The organism is Roseibium sp. M-1 (genome assembly GCF_054515675.1).
In genome coordinates, this window is record NZ_CM137257.1 from 3,876,273 (window position 1) to 3,899,778 (window position 23,506).

Consider the following 23,506-nt stretch of genomic DNA (forward strand, 5'->3'; position numbering starts at 1 on the left):
TTTTCGCTTCACCATTCAGGGCCCATCCCGTAAAAGGTGAGATCAGGGAGTACTGGTCCTATGAAACTGAAAACGATGGATATTTCCGCGACCGCGTCAGCGTCGTCGATTGTGTTCGATGCGCTGCGGAAAGCCATTATCGAGGGCCAGCTGGAGGAAGGCGAGCCGCTGCGCCAGGACGAAATCGCCCGTCTCTTCAACACCAGCCGCATCCCCGTGCGCGAGGCGATCTCGCGGCTGGAGGAGCAGGGACTGGTGAAGACCCAGCGCTACAAGGGCGCTGTCGTTGCTGGCCTGTCGCCGACGGAAACGGCAGAAATCTTCGACCTGCGTGCTCTTGTCGAACCGGAAATCATCCGCAGCGCGGTGCCGAGGATGTCCAAGGAACTGCTGGCGGAGGCGCGCGACAAGTGCGCGGCCTTTTCCTCTGCCACCGACCCCATGGCCTATGGCGACCTCAACCGGGACTTCCACGAGACGCTTTACAGCGCCAGCGACCTGAAATTCTTCCAGGAGATCGCCGACAACGCCATCGACCGGGTCGAGCGCCAGATCCGCGCGCAGCTGGTCCTGTCGAACGGCATGGAGCGGGCGGGACGCGAACATTTCGCCATTCTCGACGCCTGCGAGAAGGGCGATGCGGATCTCGCCTCGAAGCTGACCCGGGATCATATCCAGGGCGCCAAGGCCTCCCTGCTGAAGCATCTTCAGGCAGGCTGATCGGCCTCCCCAGACCTTCACGGGTTTTCAGAAAATCAGACCCGGGTGACCGATTGCACGGTACCGGTTTCGTCGATTACGCAGACAGCCTGGCCGCCGGAGAAAGTGAGGTTGACCTGATAGGCCGCCTCGCCGGAACGCATGGAACTGACGGGCAGCACATTGCCGTCGGCCACCTGCAGCTCTTCCGCAGCAGTCGCCGCGCATAAAAGCTGAAGATCCGTCGGCGCCGTCTCGCTGGTAGAGCGGACATCGCCGGCACTCGGGGCCTGGTTCGAGCCGCTGGTGTTGCAGCCTGCCGCAAGGGACAGGCACAGAATTGCGGCAAGCCCGGCACCCCGGTTTGCTGCTGTCACGGATCTCATTGCACGCATCTCCTGCCCTCTGCCCAATCTGGACACCCGAAAATCTAGACGCCCTTGTAAAGCGCGGCGCCCTGCATCAACACGATGACTTTCGCGCCAACCTCGACGCGGCTGTAAAGGTCGGCGACATCCTCGTTGTTGAGGCGGATGCAGCCGGACGAAATGTTGAGACCGATCGTCCAGGGCTCGTTGGTGCCGTGAATGCGATAGATGGAATCCTGGTTGCCGACGTAAAGATACATCGCCCTGGCGCCCAACGGATTGTCCGGCCCGCCCGGCATGCCGTTCTGCCATTGGGCAGACGCCGGATCGCGGGCGATCATTTCAGGCGGCGGTGTCCAGGTCGGCCATTCCTGCATGCGGCCGACCTTGACAATGCCGGCCCAGCCGAACCCGTCCCTTCCGACGCCGATGCCGTAGCGGATCGCCTGGAAATTGGGCTGCACCAGATAGAGGAAGTGCCGGTCGCCGTCGATGATGATCGTGCCGGGCTTCTCGGCCGTACGGAACTGAACCACCTGCCGTCGGAATTCTTCCGGAGATTGGCCATGCCTGTTGAAGTATTTCGCGGCGGCGCGTGGCGTATAATCCACCCATTTGCGGTTGACCGGATCATAGATCTGCGTCTGGAAAGATTGCGCCATGGCGAGGCCTGCAAAGGCCAGCGCCGCGACGGCGACCGCTCCCATGAGGGCACCGCGATACGAATTCGCCAGCCTGGTCATTTGGTCCACTCCCCGATCCGGTCCGCATTCGCGGCTAGCCAGTCCTTCGCCACCTCGTCAGCAGGTTTGCCCTCCACCTCGACCGCATAACTCATCGCCGTAACATCGGCGGGGTCAAAGTCGATAGCCGCCAGGAACGCCGTCACGTCCGGCCGGTCCGCCTCCAGGGAAGCCGCATAGGCAATGTGAAATTCGGAGGCGTCCCAGGCAGTGTCCGCACGGGATTTTTCCAGCCAGCCGCTGTCTTCTGCCCGGGTAACAATCGTCCATCGGCCGGCATCGTAAGGCGGCTCCTCAAGCTTCGCGATCTGATGCAGTTCGAAGACGTGATGCGGGCCGTAACAGTAGAAAACCATGGGCTTGCCGAGGGAGACGGCGGCATCGACGGCGGCCATGGCGACTTCCTCCGGCATCTCCAGCAGCGTCATGGTCTGGTCGTAGCCGTAGGAATGCGCCCTGATCTTCTCGATCTCGGTTGACGACCAGGACGGTGCTCCGATCCAGATTTCCCCCTTGCCGTCGCCGTCACTGTCGAACTTCGCCGCCATCTCCGGCTTGGCGAGATCGGCAACCGCGGTAATGCCGGTCTGATCCAGCGTCGCGCTGGTGGCGCAGATGTTCTGTGTGGCTGCGACACCTTTAGGACTGAGTTTCAGGACCTTTTCCTGCTCGCTCAGCTTCTCTACCATGGCGGTGAGGTTCGGCAGCCAGACTTCGGGATGGATCTGGATCTCGCCCCGGCCGATATCGGCAAGGATCGTCATGGTGCCGCGTTCGCGCATTTCGGTCTCAACCCCGTACCGCTCCTTCAAGACGCCGTCGATGATATGGGCGGTCACCTGTGCCGATGGCCAGGCGGGGACGCCAATCACGATAGCCTCGGCGGAGGCGGAGGTGGAAAAGGCAAGCGCCAATGGCACCGACATCAACAAAGCGTGCCTCACGGCCCGTACTCCCTACAAATCCGGTGCAGTACCATAAACAGGCAGTGAAATATGACGCAACGGCAAATTGTCGTGAAACTGCAGGCTGTTTTTGAACCAGCCCAAATGCCTGGGCTTTCGCCTTGTGCCGGGACCCAAAAGAGGTTTCAGGTCAGCAGCACTTCGTCCCGGTAATCCGGCACCAGGCACTCCCAGCCGAGCTCGCTTTCGATCCGGTAACGCAGCGCGTCCGCGGCATCCGGTTCGCCATGGGTGATGAAGGTCTGCTTGGGTGCAGCCTCGAACTCACCGAGCCAGCGCAGGATCTCGTTTGCGTCGGCATGGGCGGACAGCATGTGAAGGTTGCCGACCTCAGCCCTGATCGGCACATCGCCGCCATGGATCCGGACGCTCTTTGCTCCGGACGTGATCGCCGCACCGCGGGTGCCGCCCGCCTGGAAGCCGGCAAAGAGGATCGTGTTGCGGTGATCAGGTGCATAGTGCTTGAGGTGGTGCAGCACGCGGCCGCCGGTTGCCATGCCACTGGCCGAGATAATGACTTTCGGCATCGGGCTCTGGTCGATCGATTTGGACTCTTCGACATCCTCCACATAGCGCGCCGTATCCGTGGACCAGTCGCAATCTTCCGCGCTCAGCCGGTGGTTGCCAAGATGGCGGGCAAAGACATCGGAGGCGCTCACCGCCATCGGACTGTCGAGAAAGACGGGCAGGTTCGGGATGCGTCCGGCTTTCTTCAGCTGCTGGATGTGAAAGAGCAGCGACTGCGCCCTGCCGACCGCAAAGGAAGGAATGACGACCGTTCCGCCGCGACCGGCCGTCCGGGTGATGACCTCGGCCAGCGCGTCTTCGGCATCCAGCTTTTCATGGAACCGGTTGCCATAGGTGGATTCGATCAGCAGATAGTCCGCCTGGCGAATCGGTGCCGGGTCGAGAAGTGTCGCATCGCCATAGCGGCCAAGATCGCCGGAAAAAACGATCTTCGTCCCGCCCCATTGCAGCTCGACGATTGCCGCGCCGAGAATATGGCCGGCACCGCGGAAGCAGGCCTTGAAGGTGCCGAGCATTTCGTGCTCCTCGTCAAACCCCACCGGCCGGAACCTCTTCAGCGACACTTCCGCGTCTTCCCTGGTGTAAAGCGGCAACGCCGGATGGTGCTTGGTAAAGCCGTGCCGGTTGGCAAAATCCGCATCCTTTTCCTGCAGGAAGCCGCTGTCAGGAAGCAGGATCGCGCAGAGGTCGCGCGTCGCCCTGGTCGAGACGACCGGTCCCCTGAAGCCGTTTTTCACCAGGAGCGGCAGATAGCCGGAATGATCGAGATGCGCATGGGTGAGGATCACCGCGTCGATGGTCTTCGGGTCAACCGGCAGCGGCGCCCAGTTGCGCAGGCGCAGCTGTTTGTAGCCCTGGAACAGGCCGCAATCGACAAGAACGCGTTTGCCGTCTGCCTCGAGCAGGTATTTCGAGCCGGTGACTGTGCCCACGCCACCCAGAAATGTCAGTTTCATGCTCATGAAATCCCCTCCCATCGAACAAGGGCCGTCGCGGCTTCGGAAGCCGCATCGATCCTTTCTACGCCTTGCAGCGCCGGTCCGCGTTGACATAGGCCCGGGTCGCGGACGAAGTCAGCTGAACGTTGCGTATCCCGGGCTTCGCTTGCGATCCTGTGCATTCGCCAAGTCACCTTTAACCTCTCCTATTGGGAGAGGTCGGCGCGAACGCGCCGGGTGAGGGGACAAACGTCTCCTGATTACGGCGAGTTTTGCCCCCTCACCCCAGCCCTCTCCCGGCGGGAGAGGGAGCAGACCCTTGCAAGTGCGCCAACTCCTGTCAGGACCTGGTTTGCGGCCCTTCCATTGTTTCGATTGGACAAACCGACTTCTGCAGACGAGGGTAGACCATCAGCGCGCCTTCGCTCTCCACCCCACGAGCTCAGAATGTCCTTCACCATCCGGCAACTCCAGTATTTCGTCGCGGCGGCGGAACGCAGCTCCATTTCCCGGGCGGCGCAGGCCTTCAATATCTCGCAGTCCTCGATGACCGAGGCGATCAAGGAGCTGGAAAGCGACCTCGGGGTGCTGTTGTTCGAGCGCCATTCGCGCGGCCTCACCATTACCCACAAGGGACACCAGTTCCTGCGCCATGCCACCTCGATCCTGGCCAGCGTCTCCAATGCCAAACGCGCCTTTGTCGAACCGCCGGATGCCTCGCCCGGACACCTGCATCTGGGCGTCACGTCGCTGGTTGCCGGTTACGTCCTGTCGGATCTCCTGGCCCGTTTCCGCCGTGCCTATCCAGGCGTCGAGGTCAGCGCCATCGAGGACAGCGGCGACTATCTGGAGCATCTGCTGATCGGCGGCGAACTGGATGTGGCCGTCATGGTGGTCTCGAACCTGCGCGACACGATGGCCCTGGAATCCGAAATCCTCGAAGTCTCGCCCTATCGCCTGTGGTTGCCCATCGGCCACCGGCTGGAGACACCGGACAGCGTCGCGCTTTCCGACCTGATGGGCGAACCGCTGATCATGCTGACGGTCGACGAAATCGAGGAGGCGACCGGCAAGCTCCTCGGCGCCCTCGGCTCCCGCCCGCCCGTTGCCTTCCGGACAAGGTCGGTGGAAGCCGTGCGTTCGCTTGTCGCGACAGGCGCCGGCATCGCCATCCTGCCGGATCTGGTTTACCGGCCCTGGTCGCTGGAAGGCGACCGGATTGAATCCCGCGATGTCAGCGGCAGCCTGCCGGTGGTCCAGGTGGGTATCGTCTGGCGGCGCGGATCGACCCCAATGGCCACGACGGCGAATTTCATCGAACTCGCCAAGGCCCAGCGCATGCTGCGCAATCGCTGAATCACCCTTGTATTTCAAACCCTTCGGATTTCGCTGTTTGAAGCGGAATGTGTGTCAAAACAGGTATCGGTAAAACCGATAGAACGTTTCTATTTTTTGAATTGGCGATTGCTTCGGGAAGGGCGCACTCTTCTCTCCATAAGAAAAGCGGAAACAGATCCCTTCCAACATCTCATCCGTCTATGGGGAAAATATCATGATGAAGAAGTTCCTGAGTTGCTGCTCAGTGGCATCGCTGCTGGCCGCACAAACCGTAAACGTGCAAGCCGCGGAGATGATCACCGAACTCGGCCAGCCGGAGGGCGAAGTCACCATCGTCGCCTGGCCCGGCTATATCGAGCGCGGCGAGACCGACAAGAATTTCGACTGGGTCACCGCCTTCGAGGAGAAGACCAGCTGCAAGGTGAACGTCAAGACGGCGAACACCTCGGACGAAATGGTCGCCCTGATGAACGAAGGCGGCTTCGACCTTGTCACCGCCTCGGGCGACGCCTCGCTCCGCCTCATTGCCGGCAAGCGCGTGCAGCCGGTCAATGTCGACCTCGTCCCGAGCTGGTCGGCCGTCGACGACCGCCTGAAGGATGCGCCCTGGCATACGGTCGACGGCGTTCACTACGGTGTGCCCTACATGTGGGGCCCGAACGTCCTGATGTACAACACGGATGCCTTTGCAGAAGCCCCGGATTCCTGGAGCGTGGTCTTCGAGGAGACGACCCTTGGCGACGGCAAGTCCAACAAGGGCCGGGTACAGGCCTATGACGGCCCGATCCACATTGCGGACGCCGCCAACTACCTGATGTTCCACAAGCCGGACCTCGGCATCAAGAGCCCCTACGAGCTCACCCAGGACCAGTACAACGCGGCCCTCGACCTCTTGCGCCAGCAGCGCGGCCTGGTCTCCCGCTACTGGCACGACGCCTTCATCCAGATCGACGACTTCAAGAACGAAGGCATCGTTGCCTCCGGGTCCTGGCCGTTCCAGGTCAACCTTCTGAAGGGCGAGAGCCTGCCGATCGCCTCCGTCATTCCGAAGGAAGGCGCCACCGGCTGGGCGGACACCACGATGATGCATGTGGATGCCGCGCATCCCAATTGCGCCTATCTGTGGATGGAGCACACGCTTTCCTCCAACCTGCAGAGCGATCTCTCCGTCTGGTTCGGCGCTAACCCGTCCGTACCGGCGGCCTGCACCGACGGCCGCGGCATGCAGACGGCGGAAGGCTGCACCACCAACGGCATGGACGATTTCGAGAAGATCAAGTTCTGGACCACGCCGGTCTCCAGCTGCGCCAGCCAGGAACAGTGCGTTCCCTACTATCGCTGGGTGTCCGACTATATCGGCGTGATCGGCGGCCGCTGAGCCCGCCAGGCCCCGTCAGCCTTTTGAACCAGACCCGCCTGCCGGTTTCAGACCGGCAGGCGAAGGAAATCCGTGACCATGCAATCTGCCGTCCTCTTCAAGAACGTGTCCCGTCACTATGGCGTTGTCCGTGCCGTCGATGCCGTCGATCTCGATGTGCGCGCGGGCGAGTTCTTTGCCATGCTCGGGCCGTCCGGCTCCGGCAAAACCACGAGCCTGCGCCTCATCGCCGGCTTCGAACAGCCGACGTCCGGACATATCGAGATCTTCGGCGAAACCGCCGAGGGTGTTCCGCCCTACCGGCGCAACGTGAACACCGTCTTTCAGGATTATGCCCTCTTCCCGCACATGAGCGTACGCGACAACGTCTCCTATGGCCTGATGATTGCCGGCATGGGCCGCAAGGAACGTCACCGCAAGGCGGAAGAGGCGCTGGAGCTTGTGCGCCTGCCGGGCTATGGCGACCGGGCACCGAGCGCGCTTTCCGGCGGCCAGCGGCAGCGCGTCGCGCTCGCCAGGGCGCTCGTCAACCAGCCGAAGGTGCTGCTGCTCGACGAACCCCTCGGTGCGCTTGACCTGAAGCTGCGCGAACAGATGCAGGAAGAGCTGAAGAGCCTGCAGCAGAGCCTCGGCATCACCTTCATCTTTGTCACCCACGACCAGGGTGAGGCGCTTTCCATGGCCGACCGGGTGGCGGTCTTCAACCAGGGGCGCATCCAGCAGGTCGGCACGCCCGAGGACATCTACCAACGGCCGGACACGCCTTTCGTTGCGGATTTCGTCGGCTCCTCCAACGTACTGCCGCCGTCACTCGTCATGGAACTGACGGGACGCGAGGCAACCGCCAGCCTCAGGCCCGAGGCAATCCGGCTCGGATCTGCCGAGCCCCACCGCGCAACCGTGACCGGCCTCAGCTACACAGGCCCGGTCACCCGGGCTTCCGTTGCCTTCCGCGACTTGCAGCTTGCCGTGCTTATTCCGGCCGGAGCACCGGTACCCGCAAGGGGCGAAGAGGTCGGCATCGGCTGGGATACCGGCGCGCTGCACCTGATGGCATCCGGATCAGGGAGCGGCGCATGACCGCGACCCTCTCCGCCGCCGCCATTCTTCCGCAAAGGCCCGGCCTCCTAGCCAGGTTCTCCGACCTGCTGTGGCGCCGCCCTTCCGTCCTGCTTGCCGTTCTGCTCGGACCGCCCTTGCTTTGGCTTGGCGTCGTCTATCTCGGCTCGCTCGCAGCCCTTCTGGCGCAGAGCTTCTTTTCGATCGACGAGTTCTCCGGCCTGATCCGCTATCAGCTGACGCTCAAGACCTATGGCGAACTGTTTCATCCGGCCAATCTCGACATCATCGTGCGAACGGTGCTGATGGCGGCCTGCGTCACCGTGGCCTCCGCCATCGTCGCCTTCCCGATCGCCTATTTCGCCGCGCGATATGCCAGGGGACGCTGGAAGGCCTTCTTCTATCTCGGCGTCATGCTGCCGCTTTGGTCGAGCTATCTGGTCAAGGTCTACGCCTGGAAGCTGATCCTCGCCAAGGAAGGCATCCTCACCTGGGCCTTCTCGAAGGTCGGCCTGATGCCGGTGCTCGACGCGCTGCTCTCGATCCCCGTCATCGGCGGCAACTCGCTCTCCGTCAGCTACATCGGCACTTTCCTCGTCTTCGTCTATGTCTGGCTGCCCTACATGATCCTGCCGATGCAGGCGGCACTGGAACGGGTTCCGGCGAGCCTTCTGGAGGCCTCAGCGGATCAGGGCGCGGTGCCGTCCCAGACCCTGCGCCATGTGCTGCTGCCGCTGGCTTTGCCGGGTGTCGTGGCCGGGTCGATCTTTACCTTCTCGCTGACGCTCGGCGACTACATCATCCCGCAGATCATCGGTTCGTCCCGGCTTTTCATCGGCCAGGCGGTTTATGCCCATCAGGGCACGGCCGGGAACATTCCGCTGGCTGCCGCCTTCACGGTCGTGCCGGTGGTGATCATGGGTTTCTATCTCTGGGGTGCAAAACGGATGGGAGCCTTCGATGCCCTCTGAGCGCAACACCAAAGCCCCGATGGGCCTGAAGATCGCGGCGATCGGCGGGCTTCTGTTCCTTCATCTGCCGATCCTGCTGATCTTCGTCTATGCCTTCACGACGGAAGAAAAAAGCTACCAGTGGCCGCCCCCCGGCTTCACGCTGAAATGGTTCGGGGTGACGTGGAGCCGGCCCGATGTCTGGGAGGCGCTCTATCTCTCGCTGCAGGTGGCGGCGATCTCGACGATGATTGCCATCGTGCTCGGGAGCTTCTGCGCGGCGGCGGTTGCCCGCTCGCAGTTCTTCGGCCGCGAGGCGATCTCGCTCTTGGTGATCCTGCCCATCGCCCTTCCGGGCATCATCACCGGCATCGCGCTGCGCTCGGCCTTCAGCCTCGGCGACATCCCCTATTCCATGTGGACCATCATCCTGGGTCACGCCACCTTTTGCGTGGTGGTCGTCTACAACAATGCGGTTGCCCGCTTCCGGCGGACGTCCGCCTCGCTGATCGAAGCATCGATGGATCTCGGCGCCAACGGCTTCCAGACCCTTAGATACATCATCCTGCCGAATATCGGCACGGCCCTTCTGGCAGGCGGCATGCTCGCCTTCGCCCTGTCCTTTGACGAGGTGATCGTGACCACCTTTACCGCCGGGCAGCAGGCCACCCTGCCGATCTGGATGCTGGAAGAACTGGTCCGCCCGCGCCAACGGCCCGTCACCAACGTCGTCGCGATGGTGGTCGTGCTTGTGACCTTCCTGCCGATCCTCGGCGCCTACTATCTCACCCGCGACGGCGACCGCATCGCCGGCCAGGGCAAATGAAGAAACGAGGGAGAACATAAATGGACACGCAAATGCTGATCGGCGGCGCCTTCGAGGCCGGCACCGAGATCGAGGAAACCATCCTCAACCCGCGCACCGGCGAGACCATCGTCGCGCTGCCGGAAGCCTCGCAGGACCAGGTCTCCCGCGCCGTCGACGCCGCCGAAAAGGCCTTCGAAACGTGGTCACGAACGACCCCGGCGGAACGTGCCGGTTATCTCCTCAAGATTGCCGACCGCATCGAGGCCGAGGCAGACGGCTTTGCAGCCCTCGAAGCCCTCAACTGCGGCAAGCCGATCAACGCCGCCAAGGGCGATGAAATCCCCGCCATTGTCGATTGCTACCGCTTTTTTGCCGGGGCAGTTCGCTGTGTTCCGGCATCCGCTGCCGGTGAATATATGGCCGGGCACACATCCATGATCCGCCGCGACCCCATCGGCATCGTCGCCTCCATCGCGCCCTGGAACTATCCGCTGATGATGATGGCCTGGAAACTGGCACCGGCCATCGCGGGCGGCAACACAGTCATCTTCAAGCCGTCCGAACAGACGCCGCTGACGGCGTTGAAACTGGCGAAGATCCTCGCCGACGTGCTGCCGGAAGGCGTCGTCAACGTTGTCCTCGGCCGGGGCGAGAGCGTCGGCAACGCGCTGATCAACCATCCCAAGGTCAACATGATCTCCATCACCGGCGACGTCGCGACCGGCAAGAAGATCATGCAGGCGGCCTCCAAGACCGTGAAGCGCACCCATCTTGAGCTTGGCGGCAAGGCCCCGGTCATCGTCTTCGACGATGCGGATCTGGACGCCGTCGTCGGCGGCCTCAGGGCCTTCGGTTATTACAATGCCGGACAGGACTGCACCGCCGCCTGCCGCATCTATGCCGGGGCGAAGATCTACGACAAGTTCGTCGCCGAACTCTCCTCTGCTGTCTCGGACATCAAGTTTGCACTCGATGACGACACGGAAAACGAGATCGGCCCGCTCATTTCCCTGCGCCAGCGCGACCGGGTGGCAAGCTTCGTCGAACGGGCGCTGGAACAGCCGCATATGGAAGCGACCACCGGCGGCAAGGTCCACGGTGGCAACGGCTTCTATTACCAGCCGACTGTCATCGCCGGCGCGCTGCAGTCCGACGAGATCGTCCGCCGCGAGGTTTTCGGCCCGGTTGTCTCCGTCACCCGCTTCAGCGAGGTGGACGACGCCGTTGCCTGGGCCAATGACAGCGACTACGGCCTCGCCTCTTCCGTCTGGACGAAGGACGTTTCCCGCGCCATGCAGACTTCGGCCCGGCTTCGCTATGGCTGCACCTGGGTCAACACCCACTTCATGCTGGTCAATGAAATGCCCCATGGCGGTCTGAAACAATCGGGTTACGGCAAGGACATGTCCCACTACGCGCTCGAGGACTACACGGCCGTCCGGCATGTGATGATCGCCCACGGCTAAGTGGCACGGTCAGTCAATTTCCAAAAAGTGGGGCAGACCGGGGGAGATCCCGGCCTGCCCCCTTCTCTGTAACCTCACCTTTGCTGCACCTGAATGCGCCGCAAACGCTGGTGTCTCCCCGGACTACCGCAGGGAGATCAAGGTGATGCACGTTGCGGGTCCTTTTTCCACTTCACTTGCCCACCCGCCTTTGTAACACCCGATCACGATTGCCCGCGCCGCATTGACTTTGCTGCATCGCAGCATAACTTGATTGAAGTTAACCGAGGCAAGGCTGTCTGAATCAAGCCGGCCGCGGCAACCAACAAAATCGGGAGGAAACGTTTGGGGGCGGGGCCCAGCATCAGGGAAAGGAAACCGGACCTTGAGAAAAGACGTTTCTGAGACCGTTTCACTGAAGACTTCCAATCGGTCGAATTCCAGGTCTTCCAGGACGCGGCTGAACCTTGCGCTCCAGGGTGGCGGCGCTCATGGCGCCTTTACCTGGGGCGTGCTTGACAGGCTGCTTGAGGAAGAAACGCTGGAGTTCAGCGCGATTTCCGGGACCTCGGCGGGTGCCATGAATGCCGCGGCACTGTTGACCGGCCTGTTGCGCGGTGGCCGCGAAGAGGCACGCGCGACGCTGGAAGGATTCTGGCGGCAGGTCTCCAAAAGCAGCCGCTTCACCCCTTTCAACCTGTCGACGGCCCGGGCTGTTCTCGGGGGGCTCGGCATCGATTTTGAAACCCTGCCGCTGTTTTTCGGTGCCGGCATGCAGTTCCTGTCACCATACGACCTCAATCCCGCCGGCTTCAATCCCTTGCGGGAGATCATCGAAACCACCATCGACTGCACGGCCATCGCCAGCGGCTCCATCCCGCTGCATGTCACGGCGACCCATGTCGGCACCGGCGAGGCGCAGATCTTTTCAAGTCCCGGCATCACACCGGATGTGCTGCTCGCCTCCGCCTGCCTGCCCTCGCTCTTTCATGCGGTCGAGATCGATGGCGAGGCCTACTGGGACGGCGGTTACACCGGCAATCCCAGCCTGATGCCTCTTGTGCGGGACGCAGGGACCGCCGACCTGCTCCTCGTTCAGACCAGTCCGGTCGAGCGACAGGGCCTGCCCCAGGATGCACGCGAGATTGCCGCGCGCGAGAAAGAGATTTCCTTCAATGCGCCCTTGATCAAGGAGTTGCGGCTGCTCGCCGAATTGCAGCATCAGGCACGAGACAGCCTGTCTTCCAGCGGTGGCTTCCTGTCGGGTCTCAGCGGGCGCGGCTCGAAAAAACTCGACAACAGCCCCGCCGCCGCCATCGCCAATCTGAAGATCCACCGCATCGCCAGTCCGGGCATGAACAGCCGCAGCGGCCAATCGAAACTCGATTCCACCTGGCCTTTCCTGGAAGAGTTGCGCGAAGAGGGCCGTCAGGCAGCAGAGATCTTTCTTGCCGACCACCGGCAGGATCTCGGCCGGCGGTCCAGCCTCGATCTGTCGCACTGGCTTCAGTCACAGCGCAAGGGCACGTCCGTTATTGCAAGGGCTTCCTAGAACTTTTCCCGGTTCGTTCGAAGTGGCCGGCGTTCTCGCGGGTTGGCGGTTTTGTTTGAACCCATCGGTTTCTCGAACGTTTTCCTTGAGGAAACAGTTTAGGGAGAAAACGATGTTACGATTGAGGACCAGCAGCCCGCGCCTCCGGGCCGCTTCCGTCGTGCCGCTTCTGCTGGCGGCAACGCTTTCCCTTGCCGCCTCCCCGGCGCTTGCCCAGCAAGATCTACCGGATTGCGAAGTCGCGCCAGGCACGGAAGAGGGAGACCGGGGCGAAAATGCCACCGATGAGGAAACGTCTTCCCTCTCCGACTGCGATGGCGTGCTGCATCCGGCACCGGTGGGCGACAAGGAGCTTGTCGAACCGGCTCCGGATGCCGGCAGGACACCGGTTCTGCAGCCGAAGGACGTCCCCGTTCAGCCGGCTCAGGAATAGGCCGCCCCCGAATATAGTGAGTGGAACCCGAAGCAACGCCGGTTCCCACCCGGTATTTCTCAGGACCGAAGCAGTCTCTTGGTGGACCCGACGGCAGAAGCAATCTGTGAATAGTGAACCTTGCGCTTTTCCGAGTTTCCAGCCGACCGCAGCAGTTTCGTCGCGGTTTCTTCAATGGCGGCAGTCGCCTCCCGGCTGGCCCTGGCAATATTGGCCTGGGACACTGCACGGTAGCTGCGCCGCCCCTGCGTTGCGCGCGGTGCGCTGGTATCCTGATACTGCGTCACGATACTGTCGAGCTTGCGGGACAGGGACCTCAGCTCCCTGCCGGCTTCCTGGTAGTTCGGGCGCCTCTCGATCGTCGAGGCCGCACGGGCCAGCACGTTCTTCAGGCAGTCAAAGCGATATTCGGGACGGAAGGAGCCTTCGCATTCCCGGCTGCCGCTTTCGATCAGCCAGACGACGCCTCGCGTGACCTTGTCGTCGTAATCGTAAGTGGCACCCAGACTTGGATCCCGCTCATTGTCGATATCACCGGAGTACTCGGAAGAGTGCGATGAGGACTCATTGTATTGCGCCAGAAGAAAGTCGCCATAAGGGCCATTGCCGTCCCCACGCTGAGCGAAGTCTGGTACAAAGGGGACCGCGTGGGCCGGAACAATCGCGGCACCTGCAAACTGCCCCAGAAAGACTGCAACAAAAGCGCTGTTTATAAGTTTTCCATTCAACATGACTTCCCCCAATTCAATTTCAAAACGACATCACCTGACAAGCTTCAAGCTTCTATAAAAAATATCGATACGAGAGCCGGTTTCTGTAACAGAACAATTCTATAAGTAAAAATTCCAATACCCGCAGCGATTGCAAATAGCGAGAACAAGCCTAAAACTTGATGAACTTTAGTTTATTGAGATCGAAGTAAAAGAACAAGACTTTTAATTACGTTACGTCATATATACGAATGAAGCCGGCACCTTGAGCGCCTTAAAATCTTCCTATTCGGAGAGGCCGTAGGCCTGCCGGAGGCCGCGCTGGGTCTGCGGCCCGAACTGGCCGTCGATGCTGCCTGTGTAAAAGGAGCGTTCCGACAGCTTGCGCTGCAGGGACCTGCGCGTCGCCGCCTTGAACATGTTGGGATTGTCCGAGAGCTGGCCCAGCACTTCCTCGTTGCCAGACCTAAGGGCGCGATAGAGATACTCGGCCGCGTCTTCTGCCTGCCTGCCGTCGACGATGCCGTCGTCGATCAGGGCCGCATAATTGAACATGGCCTCCGGGTGCCTGAGATCCGCCGCCTGGCCAAAGAGATCGATCGCCTTCTTCGGGTCCCGCACAACACCGAGACCGCCCTGGAAATAGAGAAAGCCGAGGTCGTTGATGGCGTCGGCGAATCCTTCATCCGCGGACCTGCGGAACAGCTCCAGTGCCTTGTCGACATCCTGGTCAACCCCGATGCCGCGCTCATACATGCGCGCCAGCTCGAACATTGCCTCCGGATCACCCGCTTCGGATGCCTTTTCCAGGAAGGCGGCCGCACGCGAGGGGTCGTAGCGGTCCTCCGCCGGGTTGAGCCGCATATAGGCTAGGCCCTTGAGCGCCCGGCTGTCACCCTCCCGGGCGGCGATCTGCAACTGTTCTTCCTGGTCGACTTCGAGCCGCCCCCAGGCGTTCTGCCGGGCGGAAGCTTCGAGCCGGTTCACTTCCTGGCTCGTTCCGGCGAGAAAATAGGGTTTGCCGGAGAGGGAGCCGTAGGTGTGCGGCTCCTGGGCGTTCGCAGTCGCCTTGAGCACGGTGTCGCGCACCTGCCGGAAGGCAAGGCCGATTTCGAGGTCCTGGGCCTTGAGCGTCTGGGCAAGCGCCATCGCGAATGGACTGTTGTCCCCGGCCCCGTCCAACGCAACCGCCCCGGCTTCGGCGGCATAGGCGACGAGTGTGCCGCGCTCCGGGGACGGCGGCGCAAGGCCGCGTCCGGCGATACCTGCATTGACTGTCAGGGTTTCCGGTGCGCCAATTTCGGCAAAAGGGTCGTTGCGGCAGGAATCCAGGATCACGATCCGGAGTTGCCGGGCCTTGTCGACGGCTTCCAGAATATCGTCGAGGGAAACCGAGGTGTCGGCCACTTGCTGCCGGTTGTCTGCCTGGGCATCGGACGGCACGAGAAAATTGCGGCCTCCGACTTCAATGCCGTGTCCCGCAAAATAAACCAGGGCGACATCCGCGGTTTCCGCCTCGAAGGCGAAGCGCGCCAGCAACTGCCTGAACTCGGCAAGACCTATATTGAAATGCTCCGAAACTTCGAAATTGAGCGCATTCAGCGTGTCGGAAATCAGCTTGCCGTCGTTGATGGTGTTTGTCAGTTCTGGCGCATTTTCATAAGCCGCTATGCCGACGACCAGTGCCATGCGCCGTTCTACAAAGGGGTCCGTCGCCGCCTGCGCCATGACGCAGGAAGCCGCCAGCACCGTCAGCACAATTATGCCGAAGCGCCCCGGCGCCAGAACGAACCGCCGGACCAGCGCTTGAAAATGTCGAGTGCACTGCAAAGACATGGAGGAAAAGAACCCGCCTCTGGCTTACCTCTTGAAAACGCGGGCCCCATCATTGAGGCAAAGGTCCGGCAAGACAAGTTACTTTTCGTCGCGTCATGTCCCGCACGCCAGCGGCAACCGGCGGGCAGCCTTCAGCTTCCGACCGCCTGCCGCCAGGCACCGGGCCTTGATCTGCCAAGCGGCCGGCAGGCTGCTTCAAGCCACTCCCGTGCCGCGCCGGTGCAATACAGGCCGACACGGTTCTCGACGTCGGCATGATAGCTGTCCAGCCAGTCGATTTCCGCAGCACTCAACTGCTTTGTGATGAGCGCATCGGTCTGGATGGGGATCCAGGTCAGATTGGAAAATTCCAGGAAGCCGTCATCCGCCTCGACGATCTCGAACAGGTTCTCGATGCGGATGCCGTAGTGTCCGGCCTTGTAGTGCCCGGGCTCGATGGACATGACCATTCCTGTAGCCAGGTCGACCGGATTGTGCGGCTTGCCGATCCGTTGGGGCTGTTCATGCACCGACAGGCGATGGCCGATGCCGTGGCCGGTGCCGTGATCATAATCAAGACCTAGATCCCACAGCGGGCGGCGGCAGATGGCGTCGATGTGATGACCCTGCGTGCCCTTGGGAAACCGCAGCGTCGCCAGCGCGACCAGCGCCTTGAAGACGGCCGTATAGGCCTCGCTATACCCTACCGGAAGAGTGCCGAAGGTATGGGATCGGGTCGCGTCCGTGGTTCCGGTCTCATATTGCCCGCCGCTGTCCATCAGGTAACAGGCTGAGGGAAGGATCGGTGCCGAGCCCTTCGGATCGGCCGCATAGTGACACATGGCGGCATTGCCCCCGGCACAGGAAATCGTGCGGAAGCTTTCCGACAGAAAACCGGGACGCGCCTGGCGGCAGGCAAGGATCTTCTCTTCCGCCTCATATTCGCTGACCGGGTCACCGCTTGCGGCCCGCGCCGGCACGGTCTCCTGAAGCCAGACACTGAACTCCACCCAGGCAACCGCATCCTGTATGTGACAGGCCCGGATGCCCTCCAGTTCGGCGGCGTTCTTGTGCGCCTTGGCAAGCGTCACCGGACTGCGGCGCGCAACCGGCTCGGCCTTTGCCGTAACAACGGCCTGACTGACCGCGGCGGGCGAAAAATCCGGATCGGCCAGCACCTTTTGACCGGCAGACACCTTGTCTTTCAGCACGTCCAGGAAGCTTTCCTTCGGATGGATCGTCACCCAGCCGGGCAGCGTATCTTTGAGGCCATCCTCGAAATTGCCCGTGTTGACGAACCAGTGCCCCTCGCCCTCACGTTCCAGCAGGAAGAACGACAGCGGCATCGGATTGAAGGCAACGTCGTCGCCGCGGACATTCAGCAACCAGGCAATGTTGTCGGGCTGGGTGTCCACCAGCAGATCGATCCCGTCCTTCTCCATAACAGCGATCAGACCGGAGCGCTTTTCGGTCGGCGACACCCCCGCGAACTGCATCGGAAAGGCGCTTATGAGGCCGGCCGGCTCGGCAGGCTGGCCGTGCCAGACGGCATCGACCGGATTGCCATCGACCGGCGTCAGCGTCGCCCCGGCACGAGCCACTGCGGTTTCGAACCTGGTCACCCAGGCCGGCGGCAGCAGCATGGCATCATAGCCGATGCTCCAGCCAAGTCCGGCCACCTCGCCGAGCCAGACCTCTGGCGGATTTTCAAAGAGATGATCCCGGTCGATCAGTCCAGCCGGACACTGGTTCTGCGCCTGCACCGTATAGCGTCCATCGACGAAGAGGCGCACGCTGTCCTCCGTGACGATGGCAACACCCGCCGAGCCGGTGAAGCCGGTGACGAAGGCAAGGCGCATGTCATGCGGGGCGATATATTCGCCCTGATGCGCATCGAAGCGCGGAACGATCAGGGCGTTCAGGCCTCGGGTGGACATTTCCACCCGCAGGTCGGTCAGACGGCCGGCAATCGCGGCACGGGTCGTTTCAGGCATTCTCGATCTCTTCGGCATGGTGACAGGCAACCGAGCCGCGGCCCTCGAAGGCGCGCAGCAACGGCAAATCCGTGGTGCATTTCGGGGTCTTGTGTCGGCAGCGGACATGGAACGGGCAGCCGGGAGGAATATCCATCGGCGAGGGCAGCTCCCCTTCCAGATGGATTTTCCTGCCCTTGTCGTCCGGATCCAGCGACGGCGCGGCGCTGAGCAGCGCCTGGCTGTAGGGATGCATCGGCCTTGCGAACAGGGTCTCGCTGTCACCGATCTCGACAATCCGGCCGAGATAGATCACGGCGACCCGGTTGGAAACGTGGCGCACCAGGCGCAGATCATGAGCGACGAACAGGATCGTCAGGCCGAGACGTTCCTGCAGCTCCAGCAGCAGATTGACGATCTGCGCCTGCACGGAGACATCCAGCGCGGAGACCAGTTCGTCGGCGATCAACACCTCCGGCTCAACGGCAAGCGCCCGGGCGATAGCGATGCGCTGGCGCTGGCCGCCGGAGAACTCATGCGGCAGTTTCTCCAGTGCGTCGTGCGGCAGCTGCACAAGATCCATAAGGCGTTCCATCCGCCCCGGGACCTCCGCCTCGCCGCACATCCTGTGCACCAGCAGGGCTTCTTTCAGGATCTGCCCGGTGGTCATGCGCGGATTGAGCGAAGAATAGGGGTCCTGGAACATCATCTGGACCCGGCGATTGTAGCTCCGGTCCCGCGGCTCTCCGGCTGCGAATATGTCCGCGCTGTTGAACCGAATCTCGCCGTCCTTCGGTTTGTAGAGCCGCACGATACAGCGCGCGAGGGTCGACTTGCCGCAACCGGATTCGCCGACAACGCCAAGGGTTTCTCCCCGGTGCAATTCAAGCGAAACCCCGTTCAGCGCGTTGACATCCCGCGGCGGTCGCCCCGCGACAACGTCAAGCACGCCACGCTTGCCCGTGAAGGTCAGGCTGACATCGCGAATTTCCAGAACCGTATCGCTCATGCCGCCGCTCCATCGCGTTTTTCGATCCTGTTGAAACAGGCCAGCGCCCGGCCGTTTCCGGTCGGAAGAAGCTCCGGCCGGGTTGCTTCGCATTCTTTCGTCCGGTTGGGGCAGCGCGGCGCGAAGGCGCAGCCCTCGGGCAGTGCCAGAAGGCTCGGCGGCGTTCCCGGGATGGAATAGAGCGGCGTTCGCGGCGGGACATCCTGCGGCACCGAGCGCATCAGTCCGACCGTATAGGGATGCTGCGGTGTCTTCAGGACGGAGCGCACCGCGCCTTCCTCCACGATCCGCCCGGCATACATCACCGCCACCTGATCGCAGGTCTGGGCGACAACACCGAGATCGTGAGTCACCAGGATGACACCCATGTCGAAATCCTTGGCCAGCGACAGGATCAGGTCAAGGATCTGCGCCTGGATGGTGACGTCGAGCGCCGTGGTCGGTTCGTCCGCCAGGAGCAGCTTCGGCCGGGCGGCAAGCGCAATCGCAATCATCACCCGCTGGCGCATGCCACCGGAAAACTGGTGCGGATATTCGTGGAGCCGTGAGGAGGCCGCCGGGATACCGACCAGATCCAGCATCTCGATGGCCCGCTTGCGGCGCTCGGTTGCCGGCATCCTTGTGTGAGCCTTCAGGGTCTCGTCGATCTGCAGCCCCACCGTCAGCAACGGATTGAGCGACGTCATCGGCTCCTGAAAGATCATCGCGATCTCACCGCCGCGGATCTTCCGCAATTTTGTCTCCGGCAGCTCGACCAGATTGTCGCCGCGCCACTGAACCTTGCCGGTCGTGCTGCCGTAGCGCCGGGTGAGGCCGAGGATCGAGCGTAGCGTCACGCTCTTGCCCGATCCGCTTTCGCCGACAAGGCCGAGGATCTCGCCCTTGCCGAGCTTGAAGCCGACGTCGCGGACGGCAGGGATCGACAGGCTACCGGCCTTGAAGGTGGTTGAGAGGCCTTCCACCTCCAGAAGGGGGGTGTGAACAGAGGTCAGGGTCATCCGCGCGGCCTCAACAGATCCGCCAGACCGTCGCCGATCAGCGAAAAGCCGAGCCCGGTCATGACGATGGCAATGCCCGGCATCAGGCTCAGCCACCAGGCGGTGGTGATGAAATTGCGCCCCTCGGCGATGAGAACACCCCATTCGGCCTGGGGCGGCTGCGCCCCGAGGCCGAGATAGCCGAGCGACGAGCCGAGCAGGATGGCGAGCGCCATGTCGGTCATCCAGTAGACGATGATCGGCGTGATCGCGTTCGGCAGCAGATGCCGGAAAATGATGCGCCGGTCGGAATAGCCCATGACGATGCCCGCCGACGCATAGTCGTTGGCCTTTTGCGAGATCACCTCCGCCCGCATCAGCCGGGCGTAATAGACCCAGTTCACCAAGGTGATCGCGATATACATGTTGGTGAGCCCCGGCCCGAGCACCGCGACAATCGCAATCACCAGAACCAGGAACGGAAAGGTGATGACTGCATCGACGACGCGGCCGAAAACGAGATCCGCGACACCGCGGTAATAACCGACCAGCGCCCCGACGACGACGCCGATGACAAGGGCGAAGACGGTGGCGAAAAACGCCATGCGCATGTCGACGGAATAGGCCCAGATGACACGGGAGAAGGTGTCCCGGCCCAGCAGGTCCGTGCCGAAGAGATGTTCCCAGCTTGGCGCCTGGCGCACCGCGACATAGTCGATCTGATTGGGATCGTAGGGCGCAAAGAGCCCCGGAAAGAGGGCAAGCAGGGTGGAAAAGCCGATGATGCCGACACCGGTCATGAAGCCGGGTTTCGACAGGGCCTGCTTCAGCAGGCCCGGCTTTTTCATCGGGGCCGCACCCGGGGCAAGAGTGATATCGCTCATGTCAGGCGCATCCTCGGGTCAAGCCAGCTCTGGAAGAGGTCGGTCATAAGAAAGACCAGCGACACCAGCACCGCAAAGGTCAGGGTCAGACCCTGGATCAGCGGATAGTCGCGCGCGAAGATCGCCTCGAGCATCGACCGGCCGACACCGGGCACGGCAAAGACCGTCTCGGTGACAAGCGTGCCGCTCATCAGCTGACCGATGGAAAGGCCGAGCAAGGTCACGGTCGAGATCAGCGCGTTTTTCAGGACATGCCGGCCAAGGATCAGCCGGTTTGGCAGGCCCTTGGCCCGGGCGAACTGCACATATTCGGCATCCAGCACTTCGATGATGGCAGAGCGCAGGTTCCGCATCAGGATCGCGGAAGTGTAGAGCGCTACGGTGACGGCCGGCAGGAACAGGTGATAGAGCCGGTCCGCGAAGGTCTCGCCATAGCCGCCGACTGGAAAAAGCCGCAGCTGTGCCGCCAGGAACGTCAGCAGGATCAGGCCGATATAGAAGACCGGCATCGAAAGGCCGACCTGGAACACGGCCCGGATAAGGTTGTCCTGCCATTTGCCGCGATTGACCGCTGCCAGAAAGGCGAGCGGTCCGGCGATCAGGATCGACAGCGTCACCGCATAGAGGGTCAGGAAGATCGTTGTCGGCAGCCTGGCCAGGATCACGTCGAGCACCGGCGCGCGCAACAGGATGGACCGCCCGAGATCGCCCTGCAGCGTGTTCTTCAGAAACAGCCAGAACTGGGTCCAGAGCGGGGCGGTCAGGCCGAGCTTCTCGCGGATCGCGGCGATATCGGCATCGGAGGCCTTGTCACCCGCGATCGCGATGGCCGGATCGCCGGGAAGAAGGCGGACAAGAAGAAAGATGATGATCATCACCAGAAGGAAGGTCGGGATCATCAGAACCAGCCGGTTCAGGGTGTATTGCACACCAGCCATATTGTTTTGCCGTCTTTTGCCGAGAAGGGTTCGGAAGGCCCGGATGCCAGTGGGACGGACGTCTGGGCCTTCCGCTCTTGGGAGGAACGCGTGATCGGCAGAACTTCAATAGAACCTGTTTGAAGTTCTGCCGAACGGAGGATGCTCTAGCGTTCCAGCGAAGCCTTTTCGAAGATGTTCGCACCGAGCGGCGTCTGGAAGTAACCGGAGACCTTTCCGGACACGGCGACCGCAAACGGCGTCTCGTACATGAACAGGAGCGGAGCTGCATCCGCGTAGAGTTCCTGCATCTGACGGTACTGGTCGGCGCGCTTTTCCGGATCCATCTCGGTGGAAGAGGCTTCGTAAAGGGCATTGAAGTCGGCATTGTCCCAGCCGGTCCCTACCGCCTTGCGCGTCGGGAAATAACCGAGCCAGCCGGTCACCTGGCTCGGGTCGGCGACGTCATCCACCCAGCCATAGGTGTGGATGTCGAACTCGCCCGAGCGGTTCTTGGCGCCGCGTGTCGGCCCGTCCACCTGTTCGGCGACGAGGTTGATGCCGAGCGGTGCCCACATCTGCTGCAGGGCGGCAAAGATGGTGGCGTCGTCCGCGGACCCCGCCAGCGTTGTCAGGGTGATTTCCGTTCCCGGCGCAAGTCCGACCTCGGCGATCAGCGCCTTGGCTTTCTCGATGTCGAAGCCGTAGAGCGGGTTCATGTCGACCGCCAGCGGTGTCGATGACGACATCAGCGGCGACGACATAGGCTTGCCGGCTCCCTGCAGGACGAGCTGGATCAACGCGTCCTTGTGGGTCGCATAGTTGAGAGCCTGGCGCACGCGCTTGTCGGCAAGCGGGTTCGGCGAGCCGTCGGCGCTGGTCTCGCGAGTGTTGATCGGCGAATAGATGATCCGCGTCGACGGGAACAGGTACATGTTGACCGCAGGATCCGCATCCAGCTCGGCAACACGCGAAAACGGGATGAACTCGGCGATATCGACCTCGCCTGCCGTCAGCTTGAGAATGCGGGTGGCATCGTCCGGAATGTCCTGGAAATGCACCTTGTCCAGATAGGGCAGCGGCTTACCGTCCTCGCCCATCTTCCAGTAGTGCGGATTGGCGGAGAACGTCATCGACGACCCCTGCTCGAAGCCGCTGAGATAGAACGGGCCGGAACCGACGCCGGGACCACCGGCGGCGAAGAGCGCCGCGGACTTTTCCTGGTCGGTCGCACCCGGAGCGGCCTCAAAGGCCTTTTTGGAGACGATCGCCGAATTGAACGTCGCCAGCATCGAGAGCAGCGCCGGATCGGGATTGGCAAGCGAGATGGTGATGGTCTTGCCGTCTGCCGTCACCGATGAGATCGCCGAGAAGAGACCCGACCAGGGCCCGAGATCCGGGTTCCTCGCCCGGTCCAGGGAAAACACCACATCCTCACCCGTCAGCGGACTGCCGTCGGAGAATTTCAGGCCGTCGCGCAAGCCCAGGGTGATCGTCTTGCCGTCGGCGGAGACTTCATGGCTTTCCGCCAGCGCGCCGGTGATCGCACCGCTTTCCGGATCGCTTTCCAGCAGCGTCGAGAACAGACTGCCCACCATCCAGATATCCGGATTGCGGTCTGCATAGATCGGATCGACAAGCTTCGACCCGTCGTAACGGGCGAATTCGAGAGTGCCGCCGCGTTCGACCGCGCTTGCGGCCTCATATGTGAATACGCTCAGAGCCGTGCTCATTGCCAGCACGGTGGCAAATGCTGCCGCCTTCATGGTGTGTCCTCCCAGATGCACATGTCATGAGGCTCCGGAGCTTATCCAAACCGATTGCCGCCGCAAGGCATTTTTTTAGTATTACTTCTACTTTTTCTAATTTTTTAGAACCTACTAAAATTCTTCAATCGAATTAAACATCTGTATTATAACTGATTTTTCGACATTTCCTTTTGGCCAATTTCACTAAAAAAAATTTTAGTGTAGATAAATTATTGCAACTGACCGAGGCTGGCATTCTTTCCCGGCGA

General features: G+C 62.0%; 21 protein-coding genes. 9 read left to right on the forward strand and 12 right to left on the reverse strand.

Features of this window, described 5'->3' with window-relative positions; genetic code table 11:
• The first annotated feature begins 60 nt into the window (after window positions 1-60).
• A complete protein-coding gene (locus ACX3M4_RS17465) occupies window positions 61-720 on the forward strand; it encodes a GntR family transcriptional regulator (RefSeq protein WP_459354270.1) in 660 nt (219 codons plus the stop codon).
• 35 nt (window positions 721-755) lie between these two features.
• Here ACX3M4_RS17465 and ACX3M4_RS17470 read toward each other — a convergent pair whose 3' ends face one another.
• The 4 genes from ACX3M4_RS17470 to ACX3M4_RS17485 form a co-directional block, all read right to left on the reverse strand.
• A complete protein-coding gene (locus ACX3M4_RS17470) occupies window positions 756-1,085 on the reverse strand; it encodes a hypothetical protein (RefSeq protein WP_459354271.1) in 330 nt (109 codons plus the stop codon).
• Window positions 1,086-1,129: 44 nt separating this feature from the next.
• Window positions 1,130-1,774 (reverse strand): L,D-transpeptidase, encoded by a 645-nt coding sequence (locus ACX3M4_RS17475; RefSeq protein ID WP_459359451.1) that lies wholly within the window; start codon window positions 1,772-1,774, stop codon window positions 1,130-1,132.
• A gap of 32 nt (window positions 1,775-1,806) precedes the next feature.
• Window positions 1,807-2,754 carry an ABC transporter substrate-binding protein gene (locus ACX3M4_RS17480; protein ID WP_459354272.1) on the reverse strand — a complete coding sequence of 316 codons (948 nt, stop codon included), beginning with the start codon at window positions 2,752-2,754 and terminating at the stop codon, window positions 1,807-1,809.
• A gap of 146 nt (window positions 2,755-2,900) precedes the next feature.
• Window positions 2,901-4,265, reverse strand: a complete 1,365-nt coding sequence (locus ACX3M4_RS17485) for an MBL fold metallo-hydrolase RNA specificity domain-containing protein (protein ID WP_459354273.1) — start codon at window positions 4,263-4,265, stop codon at window positions 2,901-2,903.
• Window positions 4,266-4,688: 423 nt separating this feature from the next.
• On the opposite strand from ACX3M4_RS17485, the gene ACX3M4_RS17490 reads away from it, so the two are divergent.
• The 8 genes from ACX3M4_RS17490 (at window position 4,689) to ACX3M4_RS17525 (ending at window position 13,204) form a co-directional block, all read left to right on the forward strand.
• Entirely contained in the window at window positions 4,689-5,597 is a 909-nt protein-coding gene (locus ACX3M4_RS17490) for a LysR family transcriptional regulator (RefSeq protein WP_459354274.1), read from the forward strand.
• A gap of 199 nt (window positions 5,598-5,796) precedes the next feature.
• Window positions 5,797-6,957 carry an ABC transporter substrate-binding protein gene (locus ACX3M4_RS17495; protein ID WP_459359452.1) on the forward strand — a complete coding sequence of 387 codons (1,161 nt, stop codon included), beginning with the start codon at window positions 5,797-5,799 and terminating at the stop codon, window positions 6,955-6,957.
• Between the two features lie 78 nt (window positions 6,958-7,035).
• Complete coding sequence (locus ACX3M4_RS17500; protein WP_459354275.1) at window positions 7,036-8,037, forward strand: ABC transporter ATP-binding protein; 1,002 nt, start codon at window positions 7,036-7,038, stop codon at window positions 8,035-8,037.
• On the forward strand, window positions 8,034-8,987 hold the full coding sequence (locus tag ACX3M4_RS17505) for an ABC transporter permease (protein WP_459354276.1): 954 nt from the start codon (window positions 8,034-8,036) through the stop codon (window positions 8,985-8,987). The genes ACX3M4_RS17500 and ACX3M4_RS17505 overlap by 4 nt, the downstream gene beginning before the upstream one ends.
• Window positions 8,977-9,792, forward strand: a complete 816-nt coding sequence (locus ACX3M4_RS17510; protein ID WP_459354277.1) for an ABC transporter permease — start codon at window positions 8,977-8,979, stop codon at window positions 9,790-9,792. Before ACX3M4_RS17505 ends, ACX3M4_RS17510 begins: the two co-directional genes overlap by 11 nt.
• A gap of 20 nt (window positions 9,793-9,812) precedes the next feature.
• Window positions 9,813-11,240 (forward strand): gamma-aminobutyraldehyde dehydrogenase, encoded by a 1,428-nt coding sequence (locus ACX3M4_RS17515; protein WP_459354278.1) that lies wholly within the window; start codon window positions 9,813-9,815, stop codon window positions 11,238-11,240.
• A gap of 364 nt (window positions 11,241-11,604) precedes the next feature.
• Window positions 11,605-12,771, forward strand: a complete 1,167-nt coding sequence (locus tag ACX3M4_RS17520; RefSeq protein WP_459354279.1) for a patatin-like phospholipase family protein — start codon at window positions 11,605-11,607, stop codon at window positions 12,769-12,771.
• A 112-nt stretch (window positions 12,772-12,883) separates the two neighbouring features.
• Entirely contained in the window at window positions 12,884-13,204 is a 321-nt protein-coding gene (locus ACX3M4_RS17525) for a hypothetical protein (RefSeq protein ID WP_459354280.1), read from the forward strand.
• 59 nt (window positions 13,205-13,263) lie between these two features.
• Here ACX3M4_RS17525 and ACX3M4_RS17530 read toward each other — a convergent pair whose 3' ends face one another.
• The 8 genes from ACX3M4_RS17530 to ACX3M4_RS17565 form a co-directional block, all read right to left on the reverse strand.
• Window positions 13,264-13,935, reverse strand: a complete 672-nt coding sequence (locus tag ACX3M4_RS17530; protein WP_459354281.1) for a hypothetical protein — start codon at window positions 13,933-13,935, stop codon at window positions 13,264-13,266.
• Window positions 13,936-14,199: 264 nt separating this feature from the next.
• Window positions 14,200-15,750, reverse strand: a complete 1,551-nt coding sequence (locus tag ACX3M4_RS17535) for a caspase family protein (protein WP_459354282.1) — start codon at window positions 15,748-15,750, stop codon at window positions 14,200-14,202.
• 131 nt (window positions 15,751-15,881) lie between these two features.
• Window positions 15,882-17,723, reverse strand: coding sequence for an aminopeptidase P family protein (locus tag ACX3M4_RS17540; protein ID WP_459354283.1), 1,842 nt, complete (start codon window positions 17,721-17,723; stop codon window positions 15,882-15,884).
• A complete protein-coding gene (locus tag ACX3M4_RS17545; RefSeq protein ID WP_459354284.1) occupies window positions 17,716-18,711 on the reverse strand; it encodes an ABC transporter ATP-binding protein in 996 nt (331 codons plus the stop codon). The genes ACX3M4_RS17540 and ACX3M4_RS17545 overlap by 8 nt, the downstream gene beginning before the upstream one ends.
• Entirely contained in the window at window positions 18,708-19,709 is a 1,002-nt protein-coding gene (locus ACX3M4_RS17550; protein WP_459354285.1) for an ABC transporter ATP-binding protein, read from the reverse strand. Before ACX3M4_RS17550 ends, ACX3M4_RS17545 begins: the two co-directional genes overlap by 4 nt.
• Entirely contained in the window at window positions 19,706-20,536 is an 831-nt protein-coding gene (locus tag ACX3M4_RS17555; protein WP_459359453.1) for an ABC transporter permease, read from the reverse strand. Before ACX3M4_RS17555 ends, ACX3M4_RS17550 begins: the two co-directional genes overlap by 4 nt.
• Window positions 20,537-20,568: 32 nt before the next feature.
• Window positions 20,569-21,510: an ABC transporter permease gene (locus tag ACX3M4_RS17560; RefSeq protein ID WP_152512138.1), complete on the reverse strand. Its 942-nt coding sequence runs from the start codon at window positions 21,508-21,510 to the stop codon at window positions 20,569-20,571.
• Window positions 21,511-21,656: 146 nt separating this feature from the next.
• Window positions 21,657-23,255 (reverse strand): ABC transporter substrate-binding protein, encoded by a 1,599-nt coding sequence (locus ACX3M4_RS17565; RefSeq protein ID WP_459354286.1) that lies wholly within the window; start codon window positions 23,253-23,255, stop codon window positions 21,657-21,659.
• Between the last annotated feature and the right edge of the window lie 251 nt (window positions 23,256-23,506).

Bases quoted from the DNA above. Each gene is read 5' to 3' on its own strand.
- ACX3M4_RS17490 (WP_459354274.1), top strand. From the start codon at position 4,689: ATGTCCTTCACCATCCGGCAACTCCAGTATTTCGTCGCGGCGGCGGAA.
- ACX3M4_RS17495 (WP_459359452.1), top strand. From the start codon at position 5,797: ATGAAGAAGTTCCTGAGTTGCTGCTCAGTGGCATCGCTGCTGGCCGCA.
- ACX3M4_RS17525 (WP_459354280.1), top strand. From the start codon at position 12,884: ATGTTACGATTGAGGACCAGCAGCCCGCGCCTCCGGGCCGCTTCCGTC.
- ACX3M4_RS17530 (WP_459354281.1), bottom strand. From the start codon at position 13,935: ATGTTGAATGGAAAACTTATAAACAGCGCTTTTGTTGCAGTCTTTCTG.
- ACX3M4_RS17555 (WP_459359453.1), bottom strand. From the start codon at position 20,536: ATGAAAAAGCCGGGCCTGCTGAAGCAGGCCCTGTCGAAACCCGGCTTC.
- ACX3M4_RS17485 (WP_459354273.1), bottom strand. From the start codon at position 4,265: ATGAGCATGAAACTGACATTTCTGGGTGGCGTGGGCACAGTCACCGGC.
- ACX3M4_RS17470 (WP_459354271.1), bottom strand. From the start codon at position 1,085: ATGAGATCCGTGACAGCAGCAAACCGGGGTGCCGGGCTTGCCGCAATT.
- ACX3M4_RS17505 (WP_459354276.1), top strand. From the start codon at position 8,034: ATGACCGCGACCCTCTCCGCCGCCGCCATTCTTCCGCAAAGGCCCGGC.
- ACX3M4_RS17465 (WP_459354270.1), top strand. From the start codon at position 61: ATGAAACTGAAAACGATGGATATTTCCGCGACCGCGTCAGCGTCGTCG.
- ACX3M4_RS17535 (WP_459354282.1), bottom strand. From the start codon at position 15,750: ATGTCTTTGCAGTGCACTCGACATTTTCAAGCGCTGGTCCGGCGGTTC.
- ACX3M4_RS17565 (WP_459354286.1), bottom strand. From the start codon at position 23,255: ATGAAGGCGGCAGCATTTGCCACCGTGCTGGCAATGAGCACGGCTCTG.
- ACX3M4_RS17500 (WP_459354275.1), top strand. From the start codon at position 7,036: ATGCAATCTGCCGTCCTCTTCAAGAACGTGTCCCGTCACTATGGCGTT.
- ACX3M4_RS17510 (WP_459354277.1), top strand. From the start codon at position 8,977: ATGCCCTCTGAGCGCAACACCAAAGCCCCGATGGGCCTGAAGATCGCG.
- ACX3M4_RS17515 (WP_459354278.1), top strand. From the start codon at position 9,813: ATGGACACGCAAATGCTGATCGGCGGCGCCTTCGAGGCCGGCACCGAG.
- ACX3M4_RS17550 (WP_459354285.1), bottom strand. From the start codon at position 19,709: ATGACCCTGACCTCTGTTCACACCCCCCTTCTGGAGGTGGAAGGCCTC.
- ACX3M4_RS17545 (WP_459354284.1), bottom strand. From the start codon at position 18,711: ATGAGCGATACGGTTCTGGAAATTCGCGATGTCAGCCTGACCTTCACG.
- ACX3M4_RS17560 (WP_152512138.1), bottom strand. From the start codon at position 21,510: ATGGCTGGTGTGCAATACACCCTGAACCGGCTGGTTCTGATGATCCCG.
- ACX3M4_RS17540 (WP_459354283.1), bottom strand. From the start codon at position 17,723: ATGCCTGAAACGACCCGTGCCGCGATTGCCGGCCGTCTGACCGACCTG.
- ACX3M4_RS17475 (WP_459359451.1), bottom strand. From the start codon at position 1,774: ATGGGAGCGGTCGCCGTCGCGGCGCTGGCCTTTGCAGGCCTCGCCATG.